Annotated in this window: 12 protein-coding genes and 1 other RNA gene; 11 read left to right on the forward strand and 2 right to left on the reverse strand. The window is 60.2% G+C overall.

Annotated features, from left to right (window positions below; all coding sequences use genetic code 11):
* Positions 1-13: 13 nt before the first annotated feature.
* The 5 genes from lldD to HMPREF3173_RS21475 all read left to right on the forward strand — a co-directional run bounded on the left by lldD (position 14) and on the right by HMPREF3173_RS21475 (position 6,442).
* Entirely contained in the window at positions 14-1,159 is a 1,146-nt protein-coding gene (lldD, locus tag HMPREF3173_RS21455; RefSeq protein WP_070576511.1) for an FMN-dependent L-lactate dehydrogenase LldD, read from the forward strand.
* 72 nt (positions 1,160-1,231) lie between these two features.
* Positions 1,232-4,042 (forward strand): FAD-binding and (Fe-S)-binding domain-containing protein, encoded by a 2,811-nt coding sequence (locus HMPREF3173_RS21460; protein ID WP_070576514.1) that lies wholly within the window; start codon positions 1,232-1,234, stop codon positions 4,040-4,042.
* Positions 4,043-4,226: 184 nt separating this feature from the next.
* Positions 4,227-4,520, forward strand: a complete 294-nt coding sequence (locus HMPREF3173_RS21465; protein ID WP_043210142.1) for a hypothetical protein — start codon at positions 4,227-4,229, stop codon at positions 4,518-4,520.
* 89 nt (positions 4,521-4,609) lie between these two features.
* Positions 4,610-5,001: a transfer-messenger RNA gene (ssrA, locus tag HMPREF3173_RS21470) on the forward strand.
* Between the two features lie 184 nt (positions 5,002-5,185).
* Positions 5,186-6,442, forward strand: coding sequence for an integrase domain-containing protein (locus HMPREF3173_RS21475; protein WP_070576517.1), 1,257 nt, complete (start codon positions 5,186-5,188; stop codon positions 6,440-6,442).
* Between the two features lie 63 nt (positions 6,443-6,505).
* On the opposite strand, the gene HMPREF3173_RS21480 is transcribed toward HMPREF3173_RS21475, so the two are convergent.
* Positions 6,506-9,115 carry an AAA family ATPase gene (locus HMPREF3173_RS21480; protein ID WP_070576683.1) on the reverse strand — a complete coding sequence of 870 codons (2,610 nt, stop codon included), beginning with the start codon at positions 9,113-9,115 and terminating at the stop codon, positions 6,506-6,508.
* A 429-nt stretch (positions 9,116-9,544) separates the two neighbouring features.
* On the opposite strand from HMPREF3173_RS21480, the gene HMPREF3173_RS21485 reads away from it, so the two are divergent.
* The 6 genes from HMPREF3173_RS21485 (at position 9,545) to HMPREF3173_RS24650 (ending at position 13,701) form a co-directional block, all read left to right on the forward strand.
* A complete protein-coding gene (locus HMPREF3173_RS21485) occupies positions 9,545-9,874 on the forward strand; it encodes a hypothetical protein (protein ID WP_070576520.1) in 330 nt (109 codons plus the stop codon).
* 96 nt (positions 9,875-9,970) lie between these two features.
* A complete protein-coding gene (locus HMPREF3173_RS21490) occupies positions 9,971-10,939 on the forward strand; it encodes a DUF932 domain-containing protein (RefSeq protein WP_070576523.1) in 969 nt (322 codons plus the stop codon).
* 78 nt (positions 10,940-11,017) lie between these two features.
* Positions 11,018-12,022 (forward strand): YqaJ viral recombinase family nuclease, encoded by a 1,005-nt coding sequence (locus HMPREF3173_RS21495; RefSeq protein ID WP_070576526.1) that lies wholly within the window; start codon positions 11,018-11,020, stop codon positions 12,020-12,022.
* A gap of 84 nt (positions 12,023-12,106) precedes the next feature.
* On the forward strand, positions 12,107-13,057 hold the full coding sequence (locus HMPREF3173_RS21500) for a recombination directionality factor (protein ID WP_070576529.1): 951 nt from the start codon (positions 12,107-12,109) through the stop codon (positions 13,055-13,057).
* The gene (gene radC, locus HMPREF3173_RS21505; protein ID WP_070576531.1) at positions 13,029-13,526 is read left to right on the forward strand and encodes a RadC family protein; all 498 of its coding nucleotides are present in this window, start codon (positions 13,029-13,031) and stop codon (positions 13,524-13,526) included. Before HMPREF3173_RS21500 ends, radC begins: the two co-directional genes overlap by 29 nt.
* Before the next feature lie 13 nt (positions 13,527-13,539).
* Positions 13,540-13,701 (forward strand): hypothetical protein, encoded by a 162-nt coding sequence (locus HMPREF3173_RS24650; RefSeq protein ID WP_168166403.1) that lies wholly within the window; start codon positions 13,540-13,542, stop codon positions 13,699-13,701.
* Between the two features lie 174 nt (positions 13,702-13,875).
* Here the strand turns inward: HMPREF3173_RS24650 and HMPREF3173_RS21510 are convergent, their stop codons facing one another.
* Positions 13,876-16,977 (reverse strand): type I restriction endonuclease subunit R, encoded by a 3,102-nt coding sequence (locus tag HMPREF3173_RS21510; RefSeq protein WP_070576535.1) that lies wholly within the window; start codon positions 16,975-16,977, stop codon positions 13,876-13,878.
* Positions 16,978-17,060: the final 83 nt, after the last annotated feature.

Consider the following 17,060-nt stretch of genomic DNA (forward strand, 5'->3'; position numbering starts at 1 on the left):
GCTGCGAGAATCCATGATCATTTCCGCCTCCACCGACTATCGCGCCGCGGCCCAACGCAAGCTGCCTCCGTTCCTCTTCCACTACGCCGACGGCGGTGCCTACGCCGAATACACCTTGCGCCACAACGTCGAGGACCTGGCCTGCATCGCCCTGCGCCAGCGCGTATTGAAGAACATGTCCGAGTTGAGCCTGGAAACCCGGCTGTTCGACGAGACCCTGAGCATGCCCGTGGCCCTGGCACCGGTCGGCTTGACCGGTATGTACGCGCGCCGTGGCGAGGTCCAGGCCGCACGGGCGGCGGCGGCCAAGGGCATTCCCTTTACCATGTCGACGGTCTCGGTGTGCCCCATCGAAGAAGTCGCCCCGGCGATCGACCGGCCCATGTGGTTCCAGCTTTATGTCCTCAAGGATCGCGGCTTCATGCGCAACGCCCTGGAGCGGGCCAAGGCCGCTGGGGTCAAGACGCTGGTGTTCACCGTCGACATGCCGGTGCCCGGCGCCCGCTACCGTGATGCCCACTCCGGCATGAGCGGCCCGAACGCGCCGCTGCGTCGCATCTGGCAAGCCATGACTCACCCGCAGTGGGCGTTGGATGTCGGCCTGCTGGGCCGCCCACACGATCTGGGCAATATTTCGAAATACCGCGGCAACCCCACGGGCCTGGCGGACTACATCGGCTGGCTGGGTGCCAACTTCGACCCGTCCATTTCCTGGAAGGATCTGGAGTGGATCCGCGAGTTCTGGGATGGCCCGATGATCATCAAGGGCATCCTTGATCCCGAGGATGCCAAGGACGCAGTGAAGTTCGGTGCCGACGGTATCGTCGTCTCCAACCACGGCGGCCGCCAGCTTGACGGCGTACTGTCCAGTGCCCGCGCCCTGCCGGCGATTGCCGACGCGGTCAAAGGCAACATTAAGATCCTCGCCGACTCCGGTATCCGCAATGGCCTAGACGTGGTGCGCATGATCGCCCTGGGCGCTGACACTGTGCTGATCGGTCGCGCCTTCCTCTATGCGCTGGCCACCCATGGCGAGGCCGGGGTGAAGAATTTGCTCGATCTGTTCGAGAAAGAAATGCGCGTGGCCATGGTGCTTACCGGTGCCAAATCCATCAGCGAAATCACCCGCGATTCGCTGGTCCGCGAACTGGGCGCCTGACGCCTGCACGAAATTGCCTGATTGACCGGGGCACGCAGCGCGACAGACGCTGTGGCCCCGAGAGGAGATTGCATGAGCTTGCCCGCCGCGTTCCTGCGAGATGCCCAGCGCCTGATTCCCGCCGAGCGCCGCTTCGATGACCCGACCTCGACCCTGGCGTTCGGCACCGACGCCAGCTTCTACCGGCTCATCCCAAAGCTGGTGGTGCGCGTCGAATCCGAGGACGAGGTGGTGGGCCTGTTGCACCTGGCCCAGCGCGACCGTGTGCCGGTCACCTTCCGGGCTGCAGGCACCAGCCTGTCCGGCCAGGCCATCAGCGATTCGGTGCTGATCGTTCTAGGCGATAACTGGAACGGTCGTCAGATCCGTGGCCAGGGCGAGCAGATCCGGCTACAACCCGGCGTCATCGGCGCCCAGGCTAACGCCTGGCTCGCGCCTTATGGGCGTAAGATCGGCCCGGATCCGGCCTCGATCAACGCCTGCAAAATCGGCGGCATCGTCGCCAACAACGCCAGCGGCATGTGCTGCGGCACCGCTCAGAACACCTACCACACCCTTGCCGGTATGCGCATGGTGCTGGCCGACGGCACCTGTCTGGACAGCGAGGACCCCGTCAGTGTCGCTGCCTTCAGCCAAAGCCACGCGTCGTTGCTGGACGAACTCGCCCGCCTGGGCCGCGAGACCCGGGCCAACACGGCGCTGGCTGAGCGCATCCGGCACAAGTACCGGCTGAAGAACACCACCGGGCTGTCACTCAACGCTCTGGTGGACTACGACCAACCGCTGGATATCCTCCAGCACCTACTGGTCGGCTCCGAAGGCACCCTGGGCTTCATCAGCGCGGTCACCTACGACACCGTGCCCGATCACCCGCACAAGGCCAGCGCCCTACTGGTCTTCCCCTCGGTGGAAAGCTGCTGCCGCGCCGTGACCGTGCTCAAGCCACAGCCGGTGTCCGCCGTGGAGCTGCTTGACCGGCGTAGCCTGCGTTCGGTGCAGGACATGCCCGGCATGCCTGCCTGGGTGAAGGGGCTGTCGACCAATGCCTGCGCCTTGCTGATCGAGTCCCGCGCCGCCAGCCAGAGCCTGCTCCACGAGCAGCTCAGCCAGATCATGGCGGCCATTGCCGAGTTCCCCCTGGAGCAACGCGTGGATTTCAGCGAAGACCCGGCGGTGTACAACCAGCTGTGGAAGATCCGCAAGGACACCTTCCCCGCCGTCGGCGCGGTGCGCCAGACCGGCACCACGGTCATCATCGAGGACGTGACGTTCCCCATCGAGCAACTGGCCGAGGGTGTCAATCGCCTGATCCAGCTGTTCGACAAGCACCGCTACGACGAGGCGATCATTTTCGGCCATGCCCTGGAAGGCAACCTGCACTTCGTCTTCACCCAGGGCTTCAACAGCCCTGAGGAAGTGGCGCGCTACCAGGCCTTCATGGATGACGTAGCACAACTGGTGGCCGTGGAGTTCGGCGGTTCGCTCAAGGCCGAACACGGCACCGGACGCAACATGGCGCCCTTCGTGGAGCTCGAATGGGGCCAGGACGCCTATCAGTTGATGTGGCAGCTCAAACGCCTGCTGGACCCCAACGGCATCCTCAACCCCGACGTGGTGCTCAGCGAAGATCCAGATATCCATCTCAAGCACCTAAAGCCCCTCCCTGCAGCCGACGAGATCGTCGACAAATGCATCGAGTGCGGCTTCTGCGAACCGGTGTGCCCCTCCAAAGGGCTGACCCTGAGCCCGCGCCAGCGCATTGTCATGTGGCGTGATATCCAAGCCAGGACCCGTGCTGGCCTCGATACTCGGGAGCTGCTGAAAACCTATCAATACCAGGGCATCGATACCTGTGCTGCCACCGGCTTGTGCGCCCAGCGTTGCCCAGTGGGCATCAATACCGGTGAACTGGTGAAGAAACTGCGAGGCCAGGCTGCCGCACACGGCCAGGCCGCCGACTGGCTCGCCGAGCATTTCACTACCGCCCTGCGCGGCGCTCGCCTCACCCTGGCCGCCGCCAACGGTGCGCGTAAGCTGCTCGGCGCCCCACGCCTGAGCCGCTTGAGCGCCTCCCTGCGCAAAGCCAGCAATGGGCGCCTGCCCCAATGGCCCCCCGCCATGCCCCAAGCGGTTCGCGCCGTCGATATCGCGCCGGCAAGCCATGATGCTCGTCCACGGGTGGTCTATCTCGCTGCTTGCGTTTCACGCGTGATGGGGCCGTCAGCCGGGGATCGAGAGCAAAGCTCGCTGCTGGATAAAACCCGCGCACTGCTGGAAAAAGCCGGCTATCAGGTGGTATTCCCCGAGAACGCCGACAGCCTGTGCTGCGGCCAGCCCTTCGCCTCAAAAGGCTATGCCGAACAGGCCGAGCACAAGCGCCAGGAACTGATCAACGCGCTATTGCACGCCAGCCGTGGCGGCCTCGACCCGATCTACTGCGACACCAGCCCCTGCACCCTGCGCCTGGTCCAGGATTTGGCCGATACCCGCCTGGACCTGTACGACCCGGTGCGCTTCATTCGCACTCACCTGGTCGAGCGCCTGACGTTCACTGCGCAGGACGAGCCCGTCGCTGTGCATGTCACCTGCAGCACCCAACATCTGGGCGAAAGCCAGGCGCTGATCGACCTGGTGCGTCTGTGCAGCAAGCAGGTGGTGATCCCCGAGGGCATCCATTGCTGCGGTTTTGCCGGTGACAAAGGCTTCACCACACCGGAACTCAACGCCCACTCGCTGCGCAGCCTGAAAGATGCCGTGCAGTACTGCAGCGAAGGCATCTCCACCAGCCGCACCTGCGAGATCGGCCTGTCCAGCCACAGCGGTATCGACTACCACGGGCTGGTCTACCTTGTGGATCGCGTCACCCGACCACGCAGCCTTTGATGTCGCTGGGGCGCCTAGTGGCCTGTTTCTCGAATGAATCCGCCTCCCCCTGTGGGAGCGGGTTTACCCGCGAAGAAGACACCACGCATCAAGACAGTAGCGCCACCAAATGGAACCCTGGCAAAACCTGCGCAGTCCCCCGTTACAGGCCCACCTTCCAGAGGCCATCACGAGGAGACACCCCATGAAAGGTACTGCGCTTTCCGCCCTGTTCGCGGCCGCAACCCTGCTGGCCTCGCCGGTGTTCGCCGACGAAGACCTCTGCGCCATCAACCTGCAAAAAATCGACGACAACATGGCCACCCTCGGCACGACCTCCGAAGGCTTGGACAAAGCCATCACCGAGCGCGTCGACAAGGCCAAGGCCGCCCAGGCTTCCGGCGACACCAAGGAATGCATCGCCATCACCAGCCAGGTACTCGAACGCATGGAAAAAACCGAGAAAGGCAGTGGCTCCAGCAGCGGCAGCGGCTCCTGACGCGCCATCGGCGCAGCTGTCGACGCCGGGCGTGTAAACGCGTATACTGCACGCACGTGTCGAAAGGCACGTCAGCTAGAGCTGAGTGTGGGGCCGATTAGGATTCGACGCCGGTATCGAAACTCTAGGTGCATGCCGAGTTGGTAACAGAACTCGTAAATCCACTGTTGCAACTTTCTATAGTTGCCAATGACGAAAACTACGAGGGCTACGCTCTCGCTGCGTAAGCAGCTGAGCCCGCTCTCCTGGTAGCTTCGGCTCCAGCAATCACCAGGGGATGCCTGTAAACCCGAAGTGATTGTCATACAGAACAGGATCGCCGCGTAGTACGTTGTGGACGAAGCGGCTAAAACTTACACAACTCGTCCAAAGCACCCTGCCCGTCGGGCGGCTGCGGATTAACTCAATAGACACGGCTAAGCATGTAGTACCGACAGCGGAGGACTGGCGGACGGGGGTTCAAATCCCCCCGGCTCCACCAAACAACCATCTAAAGACGTCCTCGGACGTCTTTTTTTGTGCCTGAAACCCAGCAAATACGTGGCTTTCAGGGCCATCATGATCCGATAGCGTCCAGCAGAATCCACGTTCTCGTGTATTCCACGTGGTATTCCAAGCACTCCGGTGATATTTTTTGGAATACACAAACAGCTTTGGAATACATCATGGGTGCCCAAGCCACGCGCCTTTCAGACCTTAAAGTCAAAGCCGCCAAGCCTAAGGAAAAGGACTACACGCTGACTGATGGCAATGGCCTACAAATGCGAGTGAGAATCAATGGCTCCAAGCTATGGAATTTCAACTATATCCATCCCGTAACAAAGAAACGGATCAACATGGGTCTCGGCACCTTCCCAGAGGTGAGCCTGGCTCAAGCACGGAAACGAACCGTTGAGGCCAGGGAGCTTGTTGCACAAGGGATCGATCCGAAGGAACAGCGCAACGCTGATCGGCAAGCGAAAAAATCAGCCACCGAACACACCTTCCAGAACATCGCGACGGCTTGGTATGAGTTGAAAAAGGACTCAGTGACGCAGGCCTATGCGGAGGATATCTGGCGCTCCCTGACCCTGCACATTTTCCCGGACCTGGGCACCACCCCGATCTCGGCCATCAATGCACCGCAGGTCATCAACCTGCTCCGACCGCTCGAAACCAAGGGCAGCCTTGAAACTGTTAAACGACTGACGCAACGGCTTAACGAGATCATGACGTACGGGGTCAACTCGGGCCTGATTCACGCCAACCCACTTAGCGGCATCCGCTCTGTCTTTAAGAAGCCGAAAAAGAAAAACATGGCAGCACTGCCCCCCGATGAGCTGAACGAGCTCATGGTGGCAATTGCTAATGCCAGCATAAAAAGAACGACCCGCTGCCTGATCGAATGGCAGCTCCACACCATGACCCGTCCAGCAGAGGCAGCGACCACCCGCTGGGCAGACATCGACTTCGAGAAGAAAATCTGGACGATCCCAGCTGAGCGAATGAAGAAACGCCGCACGCACATTATTCCGCTCACGGAACAGGCTCTCGCGTTACTGGAAGCAATCAAGCCCTACAGCGGCCACCGTGAATACGTTTTCCCCGCAGACCGGAACCCTCGCACCCATTGCAACAGCCAGACCGCCAACATGGCGCTAAAACGCATGGGCTTCGAAGGACGCCTGGTCTGCCATGGCATGCGGTCAATGGCAAGCACCATCCTTAACGAACACGGCTGGGATCCTGAATTGATCGAGGTAGCGCTTGCCCATGTCGACAAGGACGAGGTTCGCAGCGCCTACAACCGGGCGGACTACATTGAACGTAGACGCCCGATGATGGCCTGGTGGAGTGAACATATTCAGGAGGCGGCTACTGGTAACCTTTCGATGTCAGCAATCAAGGAAAATCGGGACAGAAAAGTCGTCTCGATACGCTGATCGATAGACAGCTATTGCCATAGAGCCGATACGAACAATTGCGAGTATTGAGCTGAAGACAGGTCATGCCCTCCCAGCTGCTACTTGCTCGCGTCGTTGGATTATTGTCTTCCGCCAGGTATCTAGCTTCTCGATGTCTCCACTGAGCTCGTCGGGATCGGGAACAGGCAATCTTCCGACACGCATAGCTGCGTCGTGCTCAAACTTAGAGCTCTTGGTCATGCCAGCATCGATTTCACGATAGTCGTCGTCGGTCACAACTACCCGCTTGAGCCGCTGGGTCGACACCCCCTCGCCAAATCGCTGAATTGACTCATTGAATAGGACCTCTTCAATGCATCGCTCCCAAGCAAGGCGCAGATCCCCATAGGCTTCTGACGTCAGTTTGCGATGGATATCCTCGTCGCCTGCCTTATGTGCCTTTCGGACATCTTCAAGCATGAGTCGCAGCCGCCCAATCCGCTCCTTAGTTCCTAGTACATCAAACGGCAGATCCTGCGAGTGCACGCCGTACCCTTGTGCGGTTCGGCGGATGTAGTTCTTGGTCAGCACGGCCCCAAGCTCCGCAACCTTCTGTTCCAGAATGCAAAGGAAGTAAATGTCGTGAGTGAAGACGATCACCTGCCGCGTGAGCGACTCAAGAGCCAAACGCTCCGCCACCTCCCAACGGCGCCGGTGATCTAGCGATGAAACTGGGTCATCCAACACAATTCCGCCACGTCCTTTGCCAAGCTTGATCTCCGCCAGGAAGGATGCGATAGCAATAGCTCGCTGCTCCCCCTCACTGAGGATGGCTGCAGGAGTCCCCCCGCCTGGCAATTGCAAGACCAGCTTGAATTGGGTCTTGCCCCCTGGAGACTCCGGCTTCATCACCACCTGAAGCTGGTGCACCTTGAGGTGCTTGAGTTCTTCGTTGAGAGCGTCCGCCAATTCTTGGTTGGCCGTCGTCCGCGAAAGCTCGGTGGATTTTCTGGAAATGGCCCGCGTGTCCAAACCATCAATACATGCCTGAAGCTTGTGACAGACTTCATGCTTGGCAATCGCCTCCAAGACAGCGGCCTTGACCTCGCCTAGGCGTATTCGCGCATCAAGCTCTCGCTTCTCCACCAACATTTCGGCCCGGACCTTTTCATCAGCCGTTGCCTCCAACGCCGTTGCTTGCTCCTGTAGACCTTCAATGATGCGTACTAAACCCGGCCGAGGGTCGGCCGGCAACACCAGTACCTCTTCCCACTGGAGTTCGGCTGCAGCTGCCTGCAACACCGAACTCTGACGGGTGTTCAGGCACTCCTGCATCGACGCACATTCGGCAGTGAGCGCCGGATCAATTTCCGTCAACTCTTCCACCAGGCCATCGCGGAACATTACATCCAGGGCGGCGTGTTGAACTGCCCTGTAGGCTGTAGCTGCAGTTTCGCGAGCTTCCTTCGCAGCCTTCTCAGCAGCCTGCTTGATAAAGGTGTCAAACTGAACCAGACGCGTAGCCCCCTCCTGGCCAAGTCGGTTCTGGCAGAGGGGACATGCGGCATCCTCAGGGAAGTCCGGGAACTCATGGCCAGGGTGGCTTACCTTGGCGAAATCTCGGGCCGCTTCAAACAGCGCCTTCCATTCTTCACCTCCGGTGCCAGCAAGACCTGGAGTCTGTTTGAACTCGGCAGCAGCCAGCTCCGCTGAAGCTTTGGCCGCTTTCGATTTATCAATTAGCCGTCTAAGCTGATTGATCTTTTCATCGTCGATTAGCGCAATCGCTGACGCAATACGATCCTTCAACCCGGAGAGGCGCGCCGCCTTTTGGCGTAATGCCTGGGCTTTCTGCTTCGGATCAGCTTCGGCGAGGGTTTTGGTCAACAGAGCAAGTCGATCCTGTTCGATCTGGCTGAGTGTGCTTAAAGCCTCGATGTGCTCAGATTTGGTCTTGGTCGGGATTCCGAGGAGTGCAGTAGCGACCGCTGTCTGCTCATTCGCAAGCGCAGCATACGCTGCGTCACTCGGAACATTCACTGTCTTCTCTTGCGTAGCACGCGCCTTGAGTTTGTTACAGGCGCCGGCCAATCCCTCCAAAATATCCAGCCCATACGGGGCATATGCGAAGTCACCATGGTTGTCGATGTACGCACGGGCGCAATGGGTATCAAAGATGGAGATGTCCGAAAGAGGCTCAGGTGCTGTTGTACCGTATTGCCAGGCAAGGTCAGTAACCACACCGTCGATTACAGCCTCAAACACAGCTTGGGCGACGCCGGCAGCCTTGGGGTCCAAGTTTGCATTGGGAAGTATAGGCTCGCGCCGATCTCTCGCGCGGCACGCATGCTTGAATACTCTGGAGTAACCCGACTTCCCAGCCCCGTTCTCCCCGTAGATGACGGTCAGGCCTGCCAATGAGATCGGGACGCTTCCGCCGTTCGCCAAGGCATTGACATTCGCAAGCTCTTTGATCGCAGCCAACTGAACAATCCGGGCTGGATCGGTTGGCGGAGCAACCTGTGCATCCTCAAGTTTCTTGGGCTTCCGGCCATCTGGGTCTGGGATCCCCGCCTCAGCTTTGGCCAATGCATAAAGGTCGTCCAGATCAACTGCACTAAACGTACGGTCTTGGTAGAGCCGAGCAATCGCATCTTGCTGCCAAGCAGGTAGCCCCTTCGACCACGCGTGGATTTCTTGAATAATCGTCACCTGCATCTTCCTTTGCGCAGTGCCAGCAAAAAACCGGACAAAGACCGACTCATTTCGATACATCTAGGGATGATCTGAAAAAGTCCCCACTCAAAAATGTGGCCAGCAACCACGAGGCTTACAGGCCTGTCATTTCGTAGAAAACGGGCTTTTTCCAGAGTTTCCGTAGCTGTGCATACAACTGTTTATGCTGCGATAGAACCATACCGATTTCAGGCAGGAAAACTCTTCACTGACACAAGTCGGCCAGCTTAGATCGAGTATGTGCTCCGTCCACGGCTAGTGGCCGGTTTATACCTGATGCGATATGCGCCTGAATTCGTCTGCACTCTGTAACAGGCTTAGATAGTAAGCTCAACAGTCATTCGATTCGAACAAATCTCAGACCTACATAACCGCAATGACATCACCATCAAGAAGGTTCGCCCCATGTCATTGCAATGCCCTCGCTGTCACTCCCCCAAAGTCGCTTCCTTCCATCACGCCATGAAGATTGCCGCTGCAATCGGCACCGTAGGCGGTGCTGCACGTGGCGTCAGTGCTGCACTGGCTGGTGGAAAGGCTGGCGCAGCCATTGGCGCTGTCGCCGGCCCGGTAGGCATCACCATCGGCTCTGTTTCAGGCGCCATTTTCGGCGGCCTGGTCGGCGGCGTCGGCGGTTGCGCTCTCGGCGCTCAGCTCGGCGACAAGCTCGACCGCCATGTCCTGGCCCACAACCTCTGCCTGCTCTGCGGGCATCGCTTCAATCTGCCGACCTGAACGGTCGGCGCTACCTCCCCTCTCTTCATCACTTCCAGCCGGTGCTGCGCTCCGCGCGGCGCTTTATGCCGGCTTGCACCCAAAGGAATCGTTCTCATGGCTCATCAAATCGAACAAATGGCCTATGTCGGCGCTACCCCGTGGCACGCGCTGGGCAACAACCTGCCGCAAAAGCAGCCCATTGAGGTCTGGCAGCGGGAGGCCGGCATGGCCTGGGAGATCCAGGAAAGCCCCGTTCATTTCAAATCGGACGCCATCGGCCATCTCGGCACCATCCATTCCTTCCCGGAACAGAAAGTGCTCTATCGTTCCGATACCAAGGCTCCACTGTCGGTGGTCTCCAGGCGCTACCACACTGTTCAGCCACGCGAGGTGCTGGAGTTCTACCGCGATCTCACCGAGGTCTCCGGCTACGAGCTGGAGACGGCGGGTGTGCTCAAAGGTGGCCGCAAGTTCTGGGCCTTGGCACGTACCGGGCAAGGCACGGCAATCAAGGGTAACGACCAGGTCAACGGCTACCTGCTGCTGGCCACGTCGTGCGACGGCACTCTGGCGACGACCGCAACGCCGACGACCATTCGTGTGGTGTGCAATAACACCCTGACCATCGCGCTGGACGGCACCAGTCGGGCGATCAAGGTGCCGCACAGCACCCGCTTCGACGGCGACCAGGTGAAAAAGCAGCTCGGCATCGCTGCCTCGCAATGGGACGACTTCATGTACCGCATGCGCCATCTGGCCGAACGCAAGGTGCAGTGGCACGAGGCGATGGGGTTCTTCATGAACGTAATGTGCGAGGTCAGCCCTACCGGCCAGCTACCCGAACAGCTACCCAACGAACGCGCCCTGCGCAAGGTCCAGGAGCTGTACGAAGGCCGTGGCCGGGGCAGTCAACTGGCATCAGCCAAGGGCACCGCTTGGGGCCTGCTCAATGCCGTGACCGAGTACGTCGACCACGAGCGTCGGGCACGCAGCACCGAATACCGCCTCGACTCGGCCTGGTTCGGCCAAGGCGCGCAGATCAAGCAGCGTGCTCTGGACACAGCGCTGCAGCTCGCCGCCTAAGCCCTTTATCTCCCTCCTATATATCGCCCGGTCAGCTTCGTGCTGGTCGGGCGTTTTTATGTCCGCAAGGTGAACATCATGAAAGCCACTTCATTGAACCGCAGCACCGGCAAGCCCCGACCAGCCCTGCGTCTGGTCAGTACCAAGGAACTACCCCGCGAGGACTGGCTGCAGATCCGCAAGCAAGGCATCGGAAGTTCGGATGCCGCTGCTGCCGTGGGCCTCAATCCCTACAAGTCGCAGCTTGAGCTGTGGCTGGAAAAGACCGGACGTGATGCTGCCATGCCCAAGGCCGATCCTCAGGATGAGGAAAGCCCGATGTACTGGGGCAATGTGCTGGAGCCCATCGTGGCTTGGCACTACAGCAAGCGCACCAAGAACAAGATTCGGCGCATAAACGCCGTGCTGCAACACCCGGATCCGGAACTGCCGTGGATGCTCGCCAACATCGATCGCGAGGTGATCGGTGCCGACGATGTGCAGATCCTCGAATGCAAGACAGCCGGCATAAACGGGGCACGCCTCTGGAAAGAGGGCGTGCCCGAGTATGTGCAGCTGCAGGTGATGCACCAGCTCGCCGTCACCGGCAAGCAGGCGGCGGATGTTGCGGTATTGCTGGGTGGCCAGACGCTGGAGATTCACCGTATCGAACGGGATGAGCAGATGATCAGCCGTCTGATCGAGCTGGAACGTGCGTTCTGGCATTACGTCGAGACAGACACGCCACCACCCGCTGATGGTACGGCCTCCGCCGAGGCTGCCCTGCGCTGCCTGTATTCCGAGGATGATGGCCAGACGCTCGACTTCAGCGGTAACGCGGGATTGTCGGCCGCCTACATCGAGCTCAAAGCCATACGGCAGTCGATTGCTGAGAAGGAGAAGCGCGAGGCCGTGCTTAAACAGATGCTGCAACAAGCCATGGGCGAAGCCAGTCGGGCGGAGTTCAGCAACGGCTACGTCAGTTGGCGCAAAGCTAAGGACAGCGTGGGTTTCGACGTGGCCAGACTCCTCCAGGAACGGCCGCACCTGCAAGCCAAGTATTCGCTGACCAAGCCCGGTGCACGGCGCTTCCTCGTCGGCTGATTTCCCCTCATCAACCCCCTTTCCTTGGCCAGCCCATGCAGTTCGTGCTTTGTGGCTGGCCTTTTTCATTTCAGGAGACCCACCATGCTTAAAGGTCTGGCTATCACCCCGCCGGTGCTCGGGCGGATTTCCATCGGCAAGGTCATCGAGAAAAACGGTAAACGCCTGCCGGAGAAGGATGACCAGTTCACCATCACCTCACAGGTACAGAGCCGCGACGGCTGGCTGGTACACCCGCTCAACGATGAGCTGCGCCAGGGCAAGGACGACAAGCTGCGCAGTATCCCGGTGCGCCTGTTGTTCAACGAGCCGGAGCTGAATTTTCGTGCGGACTACACGCTGTTTGATCGCCAGTCCGGTCGCCCGGTTTGCGTCGGCAATGGCGAAACCTGCAAGCGAGTCACCCAAGACGGCATGCAATCGCTGCCCTGTCCGTCACCGGATGCCTGCCCACTGGCCAAAGGCGGTGCCTGCAAGCCTTATGGCCGCCTGAACGTGGTCATTGGCGATGAGGATCCGCTGGGCAGCTTCGTCTTCCGTACCACCGGCTTCAACAGCATCCGCACTCTCGCTGCCCGGCTGCATTACTTCCAGGCCATCTCGGGCAACCGCCTGGCCTGCCTGCCGCTGGAACTGCGTCTGCGTGGAAAGTCCACCCGGCAAAGCCATGGCACGCCGATCTTCTACGTCGACCTGACGGTACGCGGCGGTATGGAGATGACGGAGGCGCTGCAGGTCGCCAACACGCTCGATGCGCAGCGGCAAGCAGCTGGCTTCGATCAGGCCGCCTTGGATGAAGCGGCGCAGCGTGGCTTCGGCAATGGCGCCTTCGAGGACAGCGAGGAAGACGCGGGCGCCGTCGCCGAGGAGTTCTACCCCGCCGAGGAAAGCCCATCTCCAGCCACCCACACTCCCCAGCGCTCGGCGAAAACCAGCCTGGCCGAGAAGCTGGACGCACAAGCCCAACGCCACACCCCACCGACAGATCACCACCAAGGAGCCCAGCATGCGCCTGCACAAGCTGAAGGCCAGTGAATCGACCGGCACCTACCTGGTCGAGTCGCCACTCACCGAAACCGACATCCTGCTGATGGCCCGGCAGTTGGCGAATCTGCGTTTGCGTCGGGGGCGAGCACTGACTTCACCAAAGGAAGTGTTCAGCCACCTGCAGGCGTTGCTGGGCGAATACGAGCATGAGGTATTCGCCCTGCTTCTGCTCGACAGCCGGCACCGGGTGATCGTCTTTCACGAACTGTTCCGGGGCACCTTGGACAGCGCCAGCGTCTATCTCCGGGAAGTCGTCAAGGCTGCCCTGGAGCACAACGCCGCGGCAACCGTACTGGTTCACAACCACCCTTCCGGTGATCCGGAACCCAGCCAAGCGGACCTCACCCTGACTCACAAACTGCGGGAGGCCCTGAACCTGATCGGGGTACGAACCCTGGACCATGTCGTGGTGGGCCACGAGGGCTGCGTATCGCTGGCGGAACAAGGCTACCTGTGAGGAGAACACGACGATGAAGCTACTACGGATCTTTGCCACCGTGTTCATGTTCGCCGGCATCCTCGCGGGCTGCCTGGCCCTTCTGCTGCTGATGCTTCTGATGGTACGGTTTCCACCACTGCTTATCGCCGTACTGCTGGCGTGCTGGATTTTCTGCCGCCTCGTGAAGCCATGATCGTGAGCGAGCAAATAAGATGAGTGGGAGGGCTGGTGTAGCGAAGGGAAGCTGCCTTAACTGGCATCCATGAACGGCTAGCATTCAACTGAAGGGGCCATTGAGGCCCCTTCAGTTGAACCACCGTTTCTTTTTTGATTTAAAAAGCCGCCACCTGCATACCAGCGGCCAGCCCTACATCCATGCCTCACAGAGCGTCTCGGCCTGCGCTAGCACAAGTTGTGCTGCCTCCTCCTGCTGATCTGGTGGGTACTTGTATTTACGCAGGATGCGCTTAACCAATAGGCGCAGCTTGGCCCGCACACTGTCGCGGTTGCTCCAGTCCACGGTCACGTTCTGGCGCAGGCTATCGGTCAGCTCATGAGCGATCTTGGCTAGGATCTCATCGCCAAGCTCGCGCACCGAAGCTTCGTTATTGGCCAGCGCATCGTAGAAAGCCAACTCGTCATCATTCAGGCCCAGCGCATCTCCACGCTTGCTCGCTGCGGCGAAGTTCTTAGCCATCTCGATCAGCTCTTCGATGACCTGGGCGGTCTCGATGGAGCGGTTCTGGTAACGCTTGATCACGCTATCGAGCAGCTCGGAAAACTTCTTCTCCTGGGCCAGGTTGCTGGCGAACTTGCTCTTGATCTCGCCCTCCAGCAGCCGCTCCAGCAGCTCCACGGCGAGGTTCTTCTCCGGCAGGTTGCGCACCTCGGCGAGAAACTCGTCATCGAGCAGACCGATGTTGGGCTTATCCAGTCCGACCGCCGCGAACACATCAACGACATCCCCTGAGACAACTGCATTGCCGATGATCTGGCGGATGGCTAGCTCGCGCTCTTCATCGGTCTTTTTCTTGGCGCTGATCTCGCGCTTCGTCAGCAGCACCTTGATGGCCTGCAGGAAAGCCACTTCTTCACGTACCGCCTTGGCCTCGTCCAAGGTGCAGCACAGGGTAAAGGCCTTGCTCATAGCCAGCGCATTGTCGGCAAAGCGCTTCTTGCCATCCTCCAGCCCCAGCACATGGTTGGCGGCACCGGCCAGCAGCTTGTGCCCGCCGGTCAGGAAGTCGCCGTAATCGAAGCCATGCAGCAGACTGCGCAGCACGTCGAGTTTTTCCTCCAGCACCGCATAAGCTTCATGGGCATCGACGGTGGGCCGCCCCCTGCCTTTGCTGGCGGTGTACTCCTTGAGCGCCGCCTTCAGCTCGTTGGCAATGCCGATGTAATCCACCACCAGGCCGCCCTGCTTGTCCTTGAACACCCGGTTCACCCGGGCGATGGCCTGCATCAGATTGTGGCCCTTCATCGGTTTGTCGACATACAGGGTATGCACGCAAGGGGCATCGAAGCCGGTCAGCCACATGTCGCGGACGATCACCAGCTGCAGCGGATCGGCAGGATCCTTGAAACGCTTCTCCAGGCGCTTCTTCACCTGGCCGGGGTAAATATGCGGGCGCAGCAGTGCTTTGTCCGATGCGCTGCCGGTCATGACGATCTTCACCGCGCCCTTCTCCGGGTCCTCGTCGTGCCATTCCGGGCGCAGGGCGATGATCTCGTTATACAGGTGCACGCAGATCTCGCGGCTCATGGCCACCACCATCGCCTTGCCGCTTTGCGCCTGGTTGCGCTCCTCGAAGTGCGCCACCAGGTCGGCCGCCACGCTCTTGATACGCGGCTCGGCGCCTACCACCTTTTCCAACGCGGCCCAGCGCGACTTCAAGCGTGACTGCTGATCTTCTTCCTCATCCTCGGCCAGTTCGTCGACCTCGTCGTCAATATGCGCCAGCTCCGAGTCTTTGAGCGACAGCTTGGCCAGCCGCGACTCGTAGTAGATGGCCACGGTGGCGCCATCTTCCTTGGCCTGCTGCATGTCGTAGACGTGGATGTAGTCACCAAATACCGCACGGGTGTCGCGGTCTTCGCTGGATACCGGCGTACCTGTGAAGGCCACAAAAGTGGCGTTGGGCAAGGCGTCACGCAGGTGCTGGGCATAACCCACCTGATAGCGGGCACTTGCCTCGGCAACCTTGAGGTCCGGCGCCTTCAATGAGGCACTGAAGCCGTACTGGGTGCGGTGCGCCTCGTCGGCCACCACCACGATATTCGAGCGCGTGGACAACACCGGGAAGCTGTCTTCATCCTCGCCCGGCATGAACTTCTGGATGGTGGCGAAGACAATGCCGCCACTGGGGCGGTTGGCCAGCTTCTCGCGCAAGTCACCACGGGTAGCCACCTGCACTGGCTGTTCACGCAGCAGATCCTGCGACAGCGAGAACACGCCGAACAACTGGCCGTCCAGGTCGTTGCGGTCGGTGATCACCACGATGGTCGGGTTCTCCATCGCTGCTTCCTGCATCACCCGGGCGGCGAAGCAGGTCATGGTGATGCTCTTGCCTGAGCCCTGGGTATGCCAGACCACCCCTCCCTTGTGCGTGCCGCCGGGGCGCGAGGCGCTGACCACCTGTTGGATCGCCGCACGCACGGCATGGAACTGGTGATAGCCGGCAATCTTCTTCACCAATCGGCCGTCATCCTCGAACAGCACGAAGTAACGCAAGTAATCCAACAGCATCGCCGGTTGCAGCACGCCACGCACCAGCGTCTCCAGCTCGTTGAACTCACCCAGCGGATCCACCGTGCCCCCATCGATGGTGCGCCATCGGGCAAAGCGCTCGATATCGGCAGACAGCGAGCCCATGCGCGCCTCGCTGCCATCGCTGATAACCAGAATCTCGTTGTAGTGGAAGACGTCCGGGATCTGCTCCTTATAGGTCTGCAGTTGATTGAAGGCCTTGCCAAGATCGGCATGCACATCCGCGGAATTCTTTAGCTCCAAGAGCACCAGCGGCAGGCCGTTGACGAACAGGATGATGTCCGGCCGGCGTGTATGTTTAGGCCCCTGGATGCTGAACTGGTTGATCGCCAGCCACTCGTTGGCTCGCACATCGGCCCAGTCGATCAACTGCACGAAATCGCCGCGGGTCTCACCGTCCTTCTGGTATTGCACCGGCACACCGCCGACCAGCAGACGATGGAACAGGCGGTTGGCCGACAGCTGCACCGGCACGCCCAACTCCAGGACCTGGCGCAAGGCGTCCTCACGCGCCGCCAGCGGAACCTGCGGGTTGAGCCGGGCGATGGCCGTGCGCAGGCGCATGGTCAACAGCACGTCACGATAGCTCTCGCGCTCGGGGTTATTGCCGTCGTGGGCGATATCCGGGCCATACAGATGCGCGTACCCCACCTCACTGAGCCAGCCGAGTGTTTCCTGTTCCAGTTGATCTTCGGTCATATCCGTCCTTAACGAGCCTTACCTGGCACCTCTGCAAGCTCAACGCGATTCACTTAGTCGATTACAGTCGCGGTAACGGGCCA

The organism is Pseudomonas sp. HMSC08G10, from assembly GCF_001808425.1.
Taxonomy (GTDB): domain Bacteria; phylum Pseudomonadota; class Gammaproteobacteria; order Pseudomonadales; family Pseudomonadaceae; genus Aquipseudomonas; species Aquipseudomonas guariconensis.